Below are 11,848 nucleotides of genomic sequence, written 5' to 3' on the forward strand. Positions count from 1 at the left end.
TACGATTATTGACCAACTATCAGGCAGACTCGTTCTGAGCTGTTGTCACTTGTTTGTAGATCGCGTAAGCGGCTTGCTTCCCTTGCTGAGCGGCTGAAACAACCATCGCCTCCCCTTGCCCCTCCCCGAAAATAACATCTCCCGCCGCAAATATTTTGGGATTTGAGGTTTGACCTGTCTCAGGATTTACCGTCACTGTCCCGCGAATATGTGATAGCTTGAACTGATCAATTAGGGATGCATGGCGCGTTTGTCCGATCGCTTTAATGACCGCGTCAACCGGAAGGATGAACTCTGACCCGGCTACAGGGACAGGTCTCCTGCGCCCCGCTTCAACATCAATCAGCTCCATCAGGATGCATTCCAAGGCTGTTACATTGCCGTTAGCATCGCCAATTATGCGACTGGGAGCTGTCAGCCATCTGAATGCTACGCCATCCATTTTGGCAAAATCAAATTCAAAATCATACGCCGTCATTTCCGCTTGCGTTCGCCGATACACAATCTGCACCTGCTCTGCGCCAAGCCTTACCGAACAGGTGGCTGCGTCAATCGCCGTATTTCCTGCACCGATGACGGCTACACGCTTCCCGATCAGGTTCGTATCCAGGTCTGCGGCTGATTTCGTTGCTTCAACGAAGTCTATGGCATCGTAAACGCCCGTTAAGGCTTCGCCTTCAATGCCAAGCATCGGCACCTTCGACATCCCGACCGCCAGCACAATAGCGTCATAATTTTCTAACAGGGATTCCGTCGTAATATCTACGCCAACTTGTGTATTCATTTTAAAATCAACCCCAAGCTGGCGAATCTGCTCTACTTCCCAATGTGAAATTTCCTGAGGTAATCGGAAAGAGACGATACCGTATGTATCTAATCCTCCTGCTTGTTCTTTCGCTTCATATATCGTCACCTGAAAGCCGAATCGGGCTAACTCTCGGGCAGCCGAAAGGCCGGCGGGACCGCTACCAATGATAGCAACGGATTTCCCGATGCTTGCTCCAGCTTTGAATAGGACGACCTCGTTTTTCATCGCCCAATCTGTCGCGTAGCGCTGCAATTGTCCGATTAGAATAGGCTTGGACGATTGATTAAGCACGCAAGCCCCTTCGCAGAGCTCCTCTGTCGGGCATACCCTGGAGCATGTAGCTCCAACCGGGTTTGCCTCCATAATAGTGCGGGCAGAGCCTTTGAGATTGCCAGAGGCGATCTTTTTAATAAAAGAAGGAATTTCAATCCCTGTCGGACAGGCGCGTACACAAGGAGCATCATAACAATACAAACATCGATTCGATTCTTCGATCGCCTCTTTCGGCTTCATGCCCGCTTTGACTTCGGCGAAATTACGTTTCAAATCATTTAGTGAAATAAATGATGACCCCATTTGCCACACCTCCGCGCGTATAGGCTAACTAATTGATGCTGCCATCAAGTCTGCGATCCCTGATTTCCTAGAGCGATTCGGCGAACTGTGCGATACAGCAGCTCAGTACCTAATGCGATGTCGTCAGGACTTGCATATTCCCTCGGATTATGGCTGATTCCCTCCAAACATCGAACGAATATCATCCCGTAATCGCACACATGCGACATCGCCAGAGAATCATGAAACGGACCGCTCATGAGCTCCGGCGGAGAAATTCCCAGCTCTCCTGCCTCCTCGCGCAAGCTCTGCATGATCCAAGCGGCGCAATAACGCGGTTCACTGTTCGTATCCTCCCGAATGGTATACGTAAGCCCATGTTCGCTGGAAACGTTCTCGATCACACTCAACAATTCGGTTTCGAGCGCATTGCGACGCAATAAATCAATATCGCGCAAATCAATCGTGAAGGACACTTTTTCGGGAATGATGTTGCGAGAATCCGGAAAAACCGTAAGTGAACCTACCGTTCCAACCGTAGGAGCATTAGGCACTTGCTGCACAAGCTCGTTGAGAGCAACGATAATCTTAGCGCTTCCCAGCAGGGCGTCATGACGCATTGACATCGGGACCGAACCTGCATGACCCGCAAACCCGGTCATCTCAACGGTAAGCCATAACGGACCCGATATGCCTGTAACGATCCCGATGGGCTCATTCAATGCTTCGAGAACCGGCCCTTGTTCGATGTGAAGCTCCAGAAAAGTGCCGATACGTCCTTGTTGAAACTCATAATTTTCGAAATTCGCAGGGTCACAACCGAACTCGACTAATGCTTCCCGGCGTGTAACACCGCTTTTATCCGTCCGCTCAAGCTCGTTCTCTTCCAACTTGCCGGTCATGCCACGGACACCGAACAGACCTTTATTGAAACGACATCCTTCTTCGTCACAGAACGCTACAACTTCAATATCGCATTCAGGTGTTTGACCCGATTCCACCAGGGTTTGAACCACCTCAATCGCGCCAAGCACGCCAATCGCGCCGTCAAATCTGCCGCCATAGGGCTGTGAGTCGATATGAGATCCAAGCATAAGCACTGGAGCATCCGGATTACGGCCTCTCAACTTCCCGATGAGATTAGCGAATGGATCGATGTGCGCTTCCATTCCTGCCTCTTCCATCCATTGTTTCACGAGTTCCACGCCTTCCCGATCTTCCTTGGAGAGCGCCAATCGACAGACGCCAGTCTCTCCGATTTTTCCAATTTGCGAAAGATCATGAATATGCTGATGCAAGCGTGAAGTGTCAATTTGCAGCCGAGAGCTTGTAGACAATGTCCTTCATCCTTTCTCCTAATTGGCATCAAACACAGCAAGTAAAGTGTCTACGATAAAAGAAATATCGTCGTCCGTGGAAGAGAATGGCGGGCTTAAAGTAAGAATGTTGGCATAGCCAGGCACAGTATCGCCATTTTTTCCGATCAGCAGCCCTTTTTGCTTGCAAGCAGCTATAATGCTCATCACGCGCTCTGCCGTTGCAGGCTCTTTGGTCTTCACATCTTCAACCAGTTCAATCCCCATCGCCGATCCAAAAATTCGGATTTCACCTATGTGCGGATGTTCCAGTAAAGGTTTCAAGCCGTCTTTAAAAGCGTCTCCGATCTGAGCGGAACGTGCCACTAAATTTTCATTTTCTAAAATTTCAATATTTTTCAAGGCAACAACACAAGAAACCGGATTTCCACCGAACGTGTTAATATGGCGTAAATGGCTTGTGGGGTCTTGGTTGTTTTTGAACGAATCATATAATTCGGTGGAAACAGCCGTAGCGGATAAAGGTGAGTAAGCGCTTGTCATGCCTTTGGCCATCGTCACAATGTCAGGTCTTACACCGAAATTGAAATGGCCGAATTTCTCACCGGAACGGCCAAACCCGCAAATCACCTCATCAACGATGAGTAAAACGTCATATTTATCACAGATGCTGCGAACTGTTTTCAAATACTCGTCCGGCGGAACAATCACGCCGCCCCCCGTAATAACCGGCTCCATAATGACGCCAGCAACGGAATCTGCGCCTTCCCAAACGATGACATCCTCGATGGCTTTAGCGCACTGCAAGCTGCAGCTCCCCTGCTTTTGGCCGAAAGGACAGCGGTAGCAGTAAGGAGGTGGAACATGCTGGAATCCTACACCAAGCGGTTCATATTTCAGCTTTCGCTGCGCTTGCCCCGTTGCTCCTAAAGCCCCCATCGAATTCCCATGATAGGCGCGATGTCTGGAAATGAACTTGTGTTTCGTTGGCTTCCCATTCTGATGATAGTATTGCCTCGCGATTTTGAAAGCCACTTCATTGGCATCCGAACCTGAGTTTGAGAAAAAAATGCGGTAATCACCATCCAGCCACTCATTGATTTTTGCTGCAAGCTCAATTGACGGGATGTGAGATTGCACCATGGTGGCATAGGCAAGCTTCATCATTTGTGCAGCGGCAGCTTCGGCAATTTCCTTCCGTCCATGGCCTACATTCACGCACCATAACCCGGACATGCCGTCCAAATAACGATTGCCATCCACATCCGTCACCCAGCTCCCTTCACCGGAAGCAAGGATCATGGGATTTTCGTTATGTGCAGACATATGATGCCACACATATTTGCGATCTTTCTCAAGCAGCTCCTCCTTGGTGGGCAGATTACTCATTTCATTACTCTGCATAGTCAGCCTCCTCCCCTCGTAATCTTTGCAAAAAAATCCCTATCTTATTTCTATGTGCAAAAAGAGAGAGACATCCCTTGGAGTCACTGTTAAATCTTTATTTTCATTCCTTTTTGGGAGACTGCCCATGGTATATGCTGGTTCGAATGTCGGCGGAAAGCATTTGAAACGGCTCCGATTCCCGTATTTGTGCGGTGCGTTCCTCTCCTAGATCAACGCAGTGAATCGAATGTATACGCCCGGGATGAGCCGTTAAAACAATGATTCGATCAGATAAAAAGACGGCTTCGGACACGCTGTGTGAAACAAAAACGATGGTTTTCTTCGTTTTCTTCTTAATCGCAAGGAGCTCGACTTGCAGCTTATCCTTCGTAAACGCATCCAACGCTGAGAAAGGTTCATCCATAAATAAAATGGGAGGATCCAAAGTTAAAGCACGGGCAATCGCAACTCTTTGCTGCATACCAACGCTTAACTGCCAAGGGTAATAATCTTTGAATTTCGTTAAACCTACCGTTTCAAGCAGTTGATCGACCGTATGTCTATACTCCGAGCGGTTTTGGCCTAGTACCTCTAGGGGAAGTTCAACATTCTCCTGCACAGTTCGCCACTCAAATAAACTTGGTTGCTGCAGCACAATGCCAAATTTTCTACGCAAACGAACTTCCCGCGGATGTTCTTTCTCCATCAGAATATGGCCGCTGGACGGTTGCAAAAGGTCTGCCATGATTCGCAGCAGCGTTGATTTCCCACAGCCTCGAGGGCCAAGTAAGGATATGAATTCATTCTGGTGCACATCGAATGTAATGTCCTGAAGGACCGTCACCTGCCTCCCTCTTTTACCGAACACCTTGCATACGCCATCCAATGATATTTCCACCTTTTGCCGAGAAAGCTCTGAACTCATCCTGCTCCTCCTCAACTTGCCTATCCTCGCGTTATAAATGTGTAATTTACAATAACTGTATATGTTATATTATATAACACCAGAGATTTATTTCATTATACAAAGTGTTCCGAAATACCTGAATGAAAGTGACAGAATGTAAAATCCCTCCTCTCGAATTCAAATAACCCTGTCTCATTCATGAGTCAGGGTTATCATATACATTACATAAATAATATTATGTAAACAAATTTTCGGGCTACATTTTAACCGTTGGTTCCAGCACTGTAAGTGTGTTATCAAATGTATTGAGATCCACCATAGCTCCGATTGGAATTGCTGCCTTGTAGTACCCATGCGCTGTACTCAAATTCGTCATAAGAGGTTTGCCTAGCGGATACATGACACCGTTGATTAGATCATCGTAAGTCGTTGAATACGAAACGGAACAATTCGTGCATTGGCCCATGATAATTCCCTGACAATGTTGGAACTTACCGGCCATGATCAATTGCGTCAAATAACGATAAATCGTGTTTGTTGGTTCATGTGTCTCTTCGATCATCACGATTTTACCTGTTGTGTTGATTTCATACGGTGTTCCCAGGGATCCTACGAACGAGGTTAAATTCCCACCGACAATTTGCCCTCGTACATTGCCTTGAATTAAGCTTTTCAGTGGAATCCCAGGTGGATTTTGAATCACCCTTGTTGGTGATAAAGTCGACGTCGCCGCGAAAAACTGATCAAAGCTATACTTAGGTGTGTTAGGATCAAAATCAATTAAAAGAAGACTTTGGAACGTAATTAAGTTTGAAAATTGATTGAGGATATTCAATAAAATCGTGATATCGCTGTAACCTGTTATAATTTTTGGATTTTTGTTAATCAATTGATAGTCTAAATACGGCAAAATATCTCTTACCCCTGTGCCTCCCCTGGTCGGCAGGATCATTTTGACCTGATGATTCGAAATCATGGCCATAAAATCTTCTGCACGCTGCTGAGCCGTTGAAGCAACAATTCCATCGTAAGAATACGCATATTTCCCGACAAGCACCTCAAAACCCATACCTTCAAGCGTCGATATTCTTGCATCAATGATACTAGCGTCAAGCGGACTTCCTAAAGTAACAATTCCTATGGTGTCACCGCCGCGTAACATGGGGGGCTGAATGGTCATTTGCATGCCTCCTACCAATGCCCTTGTATTGCAAAGGTTTAATCTCTCTGTTGCCTTATATGCGCAAAAAGAGAAATATATGACTTTGATGACTATTTTCCATGTCCTTATATCCCCATTCCAGCTGGGATGAACGCTGTAACGCGATTCATTGCCTCTTGCTTTTGTTTATCGGCAACGTGCGTGTAGATCTGAGTTGTTTGTATGCTCGCATGACCCAACAATTCCTGCAGCGTTCGAATATCCGTTCCTGCGAGTACCTGCATCGTAGCAAAAGTATGCCGTAACTTATGGCTGGAAATAGACTTTCCTTGCAGTTCAGCGTAGTGCTTTTTCAGCTCCTCGAAATGTTTCTCCGCAATCGTTTGAATCATCCGAATACTAATCCGGCGCCCGAATTGTGATACGAAAAAAGGCTGCTCGCCTTTACTCCGTGAATCCAGCCGCTCTGCCAGCGCTTTATTCAACACTTTCACCAATTCATCCGGCAGCGGAATCAAGCGCCATTTCCGACCTTTACCATAAACAAGCAGTGATCTGGTCGTCAAGTTAAAATCCGCGGTATTTAATCGGTGCAATTCACTAACCCGCAACCCCGCATAACTCATCAGCAGAAACATCGCCACATTGCGAATTTGATATTTCCCCTCGATCGATTGCAGGAAAACGGACAGCAGCTGCTCGCTTAGAAATGTTGGGATCTGATTTTTCTCTACCTTCGATTTCTTTATGTGAAGAGATGGATTGCTTGACGCCAATTGAAGATCGATTAAAGCTGTGAAAAAAGTCCGGATCGATGACAAGTATCGATTACGTGCAGCATCGCCTGCCCCTCCCTGACGCATTTTAGTTAAAAAACGCATGATATCAATCGCCTCTATGCTGGACAACGATTTTTCCATCGACGAAAGAAATAAACGTACATCCCCCAGATAAGCTTGCTGTGTTCTTTTGGTAAACCCCTGATCCTTCATCCAGGTATCAAACAGCTCTAAATAGTCGTCATCATACTCCAATCCTTGTCCCATCCTCGTTCACTCCGTCCGTTAGAATCTAAGTTGCGTTAAATATAGATTTAGTGCAATTTTTTCGGCAGAAAAAAGCGGCCAAATTAGGCCGAAAAGAGAGCTAATCTCTAGGATATTCCACTTTCATAATGTCCATAAAAGGTACTTTGTCTACTTCCCCATTGCTTGTTTCGATATGTACACGCCCCGTACGTGAATCCATCGTTGTGATAAGCCCGCGTACAAACTCTTCACGTCCCCATACCGTAAGTTGAATCTCTGAGTTTTCCATCTTCGCTTCCGACAGTTGATTCCCGATTTCTTCCAAAACAAATTCGTCGCGCGTTGGTCTTTTTGCCACTTTCGCTTTTGCCATTCTCGTTCCCCCTGCGTCCTAATCACCTAGCCGGTGTTATAATTTCTTTCACTCTTCCTACTTGTCCATCGGTTAGTCTTACTTTAATCCCATGCGGATGTGTCGGCGAATTCGTTAATAAGTCTTTCACAATTCCACGTGTAAGCTTGCCGCTCCGCTGATCTTGTTTCAAGACAATATTGACTTCGATTCCCGGCAGGACATCTTTCCGATTTTGCCCATTCATGTTGTGAGAGTCGCCTGCTTTCTTTCCAGATTGTGCTTCATTATACCACATATTTCACGCTTTCCCTACCGGAAGTGCGAACATATGTAAAACCCTTTACAGCTCACAAGTTAACTTATACGATGAGGGATATATCCTACATAAAATGAAGGAGCTTTTCCTATGAGTCGATCATGGCCTTTGCCTGCAAAACCGTGGATCATGCATCAAATATGGAATGACTTGCTATTCGCTCATTGGCCCGTTCCTCTCGAAATCATTAGAAATCTTCTTCCTTCTTCAATTCCAATCGATACTTTCGAAGGAACAGCTTGGGTAGGCGTTGTTCCTTTTCATATGACAGGCGTTACTCCCAGGGGCATTCCGGCATTGCCTTATTTCTCATCCTTCCCGGAAATCAATGTCCGCACCTACGTCACGATTCACGGGAAACCCGGCGTATACTTTTTCAGCTTAGATGCCTATAACAAATTTGCTGTAGAAGCGGCGCGCACTTTGTTCCATCTTCCCTATTTTTATACACACATTGAAGTGAAGCAAACATCAAATAACACTACGTTCTACCATAGTGTTCGTCAAGATCCGCGCGCGCGGCAAGGTGAGTTTCTAGCGGAGTACCCCCCATCTCCCCCATTCGGCATGCAGTAGTTGGAACATTAGAGTACTGGCTTACGGAACGTTACTGTCTATATTGCCAGGATCGCCGCGGAAGGATTTATCGAGGAGAGATCGATCACGAACCATGGCCTTTGCAATCGGCTGAGGCTGAAATCTCCATGAATACGCTCCCAGCTTCGTTTGGAATCAAACTACCGGAGCAATTACCCGTCTTACATTTTGCCAAACAATTAAAAGTGAAAATATGGGCTCTTGAGAAACTAAATGAGCATTTTAGCGACAAATAGTATTTAATATTGTAGTTTGAAATTAATTAATGACATTAATGATTAAGATCATTAATAATTGTTTGGATTGAAAAAACTGTATAACTCATCCGCATAAAATCGAAATCGCTAAAATCGTCAATACTATTTCCATGGATAAAATGTTCAGATATAATGAATATAATTAATGTCATTAAATTTAATTAAAATCAGAAAATTCCTTGAAGTATTACGGAGGTAATATACAACATGCCAAAGATCATGGACTATATGATCAGTCCTTATCCATTAAGGATCATTACTTCGCCTATCGATTCCAGCAAGCTAAAGCTGCAATCTTTGATAATTACAAACGTTGGCCACTTGCCAGGACGCATCTCTTTTCGACATCAAGCCACTTTCTCCAAATGGGCATTTATTTACTTAGCTGGTGGTAACGGCTCCTATCAAGCAAATAACGGGCCGGTACAACGTGTGGAAAGCGGCAGTTTGCTCTTCTTGCGACCCGGTGTCATTTATAATTACGGTCCCGATCAAGACGGCTTCTGGGATGAGTTTTATTTTACTTTTGAGGGCACTCGTATCGAGGAATGGCTTGGCAGTTGGTTGACCCATGTCGATGAAGCGAAACAAGTCGGCCATGAGGATGCTACCCAACACAACCGGATCGAACGCATTTTCATGCTAATGGAAAGCGGATTGCCTGATAACATGGATCGCGCCGCGCTGCTTGTGGAAACGCTGCTTTTTGAATTTATGCTAAAAGCGCAAGCAACAGCACAAACGACAAAAACACAACAAGTCATCGACATTATGGATGACCTCGGGGACTCTCTCTTTCAGCCTTTCGATGCGAAAAGTATCGCCAAACGGCATCACATCTCGCTTTCTACGCTGCGCAGAGTTGTGAGTGAGTATACAGGGTATCCACTCAATGGTTATATCAACCGTTTGAAGATCGCTGAAGCGAAAAACATTCTCCTCAATACGGAGGATTCTGTCAAAGAAATAGCCGATTCGTTAGGGTTTAAAGACGTCTTTTACTTTTCGCGTTTATTTAAAAAATACGTCGGCGTGGCCCCTCTTATTTACCGAAACAATATGCAGCTTTAAATTTGTTTACATAATATTAGTTATGTAACTATTTAAGTATCTTTTTTTAAAAAATCAGTGCTTCGTCCTAGTACGACTTGTCATCGAGCTACATATGATATCTCAGTAGTAAATCTTCCCAATCGGGAGGTGAATCCAAATGACACTAGCACTTACAGGATGGATGCTCTACGCAATGTTTGTAGTTCTTGGTTTAATGGGCCTAAGCTTCTTATACAGCTTATACAATGCTCTCAAAGCCGGTTCGTTCTCCAGCGACTTATTTCTCTCTTATTTGAAAGATTTATTGTTCTATGTGTTCCCATTATTCATGCTCTCCAATATGATGGCCCTTGACCCTACAGGTTTCTTGCTGTTAATCGGTTATTATCTTGGCGCACTCGGAGTCGCACTCAAATATTTGGGAAGCTTTAAAAAATAATTTGTAATCGCATTCACAATATGCGAATGATATGGCTCATCTTAAGAGCCAAAAGCAGCCATGAGATCATGGCTGCTTTTTTCATGCAAAAATCAAGATATTACAAGTCCGCCATCAACACCAATAATCTGTCCTGTGATCCAACCTGAATCTTTGTCGGCCAAATTAACCACCCAACTTGCTACATCATCTGTCACACCGCGACGCCCAAGGGGAATCATCTTACGCTCTCGTTCCTTCACCTCATTGATCTGGTCCTCGTTAGCCTGTAAAGTACTCTACTTTGCAGACTAACTGTTTTTTCATCCGTCTGACCCAAGATATTTCAAGATAAACCTAATAATAAACAAGCTCTCCTCTAGCTATGCTTTCATTTTGAGACTGAATATACAAAGTATCAGTCTGTTTCGTTCTTTTTAACTATATTGCCAATTTCACATGGAAAGCGTGCCTTGCAGGCTAAAAGTTTTGCAAAAAAGCACAACAGCCCCTAATATTTGCTTGATTGTAGGCTAAACTGGTTATGGAGTTTAAATCCATATCAATTCAGAGCTAATAAGCAAAATAGGAGCTGTTTATTATGAGGCATACCAAAATGCATGCGTTTAGACGTGTCTATGGGCAAATCTCTGTTGCTGTCGTAGATGTCTGACTTGGGTAACTTTTAAAAGAATAAAAGCAGACTTCTCATTCTCTTCCTTACATCAAGTAAGCGTTCGAACCGGCGAGCCAGCTAGATAAGCTCTAATATCCTCAACCACATCTCTATAAAAAGCCTGATAATTCGCTTCCGAGACATAGCCGATATGCGGAGTAGTAAGCAGATTAGGTAACGATCTGAACTTATCGTCTTTCGGCAGCGGTTCCACCTCGAACACGTCTACTGCGGCGCCGGCAATCCAACGATTTTGCAAAGCATCGGCAAGTGCTTCTTGATCTACAATAGGCGCACGGGATGTATTAATCAAGTATGCTGAAGAACGCATACGCTTTAGATCCGCCGCGCTGATCAGCCCTCTTGTCCTGTCGCTGAGGACAAGATGAATCGACACAAAGTCGCTGCTCTCAAGCAGTTCCTCCTTCGACTTGGCGAATCTCACGCCAACTTCATCGGCTCGCTCTTGCGTCAAATTCTGGCTCCATGCCACGACGTCCATGCCAAAAGCTTGGCCAAACTTGGCGATCTTGGTGCCAAGTTTGCCAAGGCCCAGTACGCCAAGTGTCTTGCCGTACAAATCTGTTCCAATCGTGCTCTGCCATTGACCGCTGCGAATAGCGTTATGCTCTTGCACGATGTTGCGCGCAAGCCCTAGAACCAAAGCCCAAGTAAGCTCAGCGGTAGCATTGCCTGCGCCACCCGTACCGCAAACGGTGATGCCTTGCGCTGCGGCAGCGTCCAAGTCGATTGACGCATTCCGCATGCCTGTCGTAACAAGCAGCTTTAAATGGGGAAGCCGCTTGAGGAGAGCTGCGCGAAAAGGAGTCCGTTCGCGCATAATCACGACGATTTCGCAGTCAGCGATTTGCTCGACAAGCTCGTCCGGCTGATCGATATGCTGATGGATGCTTTTGACCTCCACTTGGTCCGTAATCGTTGACCAATCCGCAGTTTTTAAAGCCACTTGCTGATAGTCGTCTAATATTGCACAGCGAAGCTTCATTATGTAAG

General features: G+C 45.4%; 14 protein-coding genes. 4 read left to right on the forward strand and 10 right to left on the reverse strand.

The genetic code is table 11. The features are described 5' to 3' along the window. Window positions 1-19: 19 nt before the first annotated feature. The 8 genes from AC3WTJ_RS19360 to AC3WTJ_RS19395 all read right to left on the reverse strand — a co-directional run bounded on the left by AC3WTJ_RS19360 (window position 20) and on the right by AC3WTJ_RS19395 (window position 7,761). The gene (locus tag AC3WTJ_RS19360) at window positions 20-1,384 is read right to left on the reverse strand and encodes an NAD(P)-dependent oxidoreductase (RefSeq protein WP_492523202.1); all 1,365 of its coding nucleotides are present in this window, start codon (window positions 1,382-1,384) and stop codon (window positions 20-22) included. A gap of 44 nt (window positions 1,385-1,428) precedes the next feature. Beyond that, complete coding sequence (locus AC3WTJ_RS19365) at window positions 1,429-2,700, reverse strand: M20 family metallo-hydrolase (protein WP_492523203.1); 1,272 nt, start codon at window positions 2,698-2,700, stop codon at window positions 1,429-1,431. Window positions 2,701-2,718: 18 nt separating this feature from the next. Further along, window positions 2,719-4,083, reverse strand: coding sequence for an aspartate aminotransferase family protein (locus AC3WTJ_RS19370; RefSeq protein WP_492523204.1), 1,365 nt, complete (start codon window positions 4,081-4,083; stop codon window positions 2,719-2,721). A 103-nt stretch (window positions 4,084-4,186) separates the two neighbouring features. Continuing rightward, window positions 4,187-4,990 carry an ABC transporter ATP-binding protein gene (locus AC3WTJ_RS19375; protein ID WP_492523205.1) on the reverse strand — a complete coding sequence of 268 codons (804 nt, stop codon included), beginning with the start codon at window positions 4,988-4,990 and terminating at the stop codon, window positions 4,187-4,189. Window positions 4,991-5,228: 238 nt separating this feature from the next. Continuing rightward, window positions 5,229-6,152 (reverse strand): S66 peptidase family protein, encoded by a 924-nt coding sequence (locus AC3WTJ_RS19380; RefSeq protein WP_492523206.1) that lies wholly within the window; start codon window positions 6,150-6,152, stop codon window positions 5,229-5,231. Between the two features lie 107 nt (window positions 6,153-6,259). Then, window positions 6,260-7,180: a tyrosine-type recombinase/integrase gene (locus AC3WTJ_RS19385; protein WP_492523207.1), complete on the reverse strand. Its 921-nt coding sequence runs from the start codon at window positions 7,178-7,180 to the stop codon at window positions 6,260-6,262. A 100-nt stretch (window positions 7,181-7,280) separates the two neighbouring features. After that, on the reverse strand, window positions 7,281-7,535 hold the full coding sequence (locus tag AC3WTJ_RS19390) for a YolD-like family protein (RefSeq protein ID WP_492523208.1): 255 nt from the start codon (window positions 7,533-7,535) through the stop codon (window positions 7,281-7,283). Window positions 7,536-7,557: 22 nt separating this feature from the next. Then, window positions 7,558-7,761, reverse strand: coding sequence for a YwbE family protein (locus AC3WTJ_RS19395; RefSeq protein ID WP_127458302.1), 204 nt, complete (start codon window positions 7,759-7,761; stop codon window positions 7,558-7,560). A 162-nt stretch (window positions 7,762-7,923) separates the two neighbouring features. Here AC3WTJ_RS19395 and AC3WTJ_RS19400 point away from each other — a divergent pair, with 162 nt between their 5' ends. From AC3WTJ_RS19400 to AC3WTJ_RS19415, 4 genes are all read left to right on the forward strand, one after another. Beyond that, window positions 7,924-8,409: a YqjF family protein gene (locus tag AC3WTJ_RS19400; RefSeq protein ID WP_492523209.1), complete on the forward strand. Its 486-nt coding sequence runs from the start codon at window positions 7,924-7,926 to the stop codon at window positions 8,407-8,409. Continuing rightward, complete coding sequence (locus tag AC3WTJ_RS19405) at window positions 8,394-8,666, forward strand: DUF2071 domain-containing protein (RefSeq protein ID WP_492523287.1); 273 nt, start codon at window positions 8,394-8,396, stop codon at window positions 8,664-8,666. The genes AC3WTJ_RS19400 and AC3WTJ_RS19405 overlap by 16 nt, the downstream gene beginning before the upstream one ends. A 228-nt stretch (window positions 8,667-8,894) precedes the next feature. Then, window positions 8,895-9,758 carry a helix-turn-helix domain-containing protein gene (locus tag AC3WTJ_RS19410; RefSeq protein WP_492523210.1) on the forward strand — a complete coding sequence of 288 codons (864 nt, stop codon included), beginning with the start codon at window positions 8,895-8,897 and terminating at the stop codon, window positions 9,756-9,758. Window positions 9,759-9,897: 139 nt separating this feature from the next. Beyond that, complete coding sequence (locus AC3WTJ_RS19415; protein ID WP_127458280.1) at window positions 9,898-10,179, forward strand: hypothetical protein; 282 nt, start codon at window positions 9,898-9,900, stop codon at window positions 10,177-10,179. A gap of 92 nt (window positions 10,180-10,271) precedes the next feature. On the opposite strand, the gene AC3WTJ_RS19420 is transcribed toward AC3WTJ_RS19415, so the two are convergent. Both AC3WTJ_RS19420 and AC3WTJ_RS19425 read right to left on the reverse strand, forming a co-directional pair. Further along, window positions 10,272-10,430, reverse strand: a complete 159-nt coding sequence (locus AC3WTJ_RS19420) for an SDR family oxidoreductase (protein ID WP_492523288.1) — start codon at window positions 10,428-10,430, stop codon at window positions 10,272-10,274. A 453-nt stretch (window positions 10,431-10,883) separates the two neighbouring features. Continuing rightward, window positions 10,884-11,840, reverse strand: coding sequence for a D-2-hydroxyacid dehydrogenase family protein (locus tag AC3WTJ_RS19425; protein ID WP_492523211.1), 957 nt, complete (start codon window positions 11,838-11,840; stop codon window positions 10,884-10,886). Window positions 11,841-11,848 lie beyond the last annotated feature (8 nt).

This window comes from Paenibacillus sp. FW101-FHT12H11 (assembly GCF_058790355.1).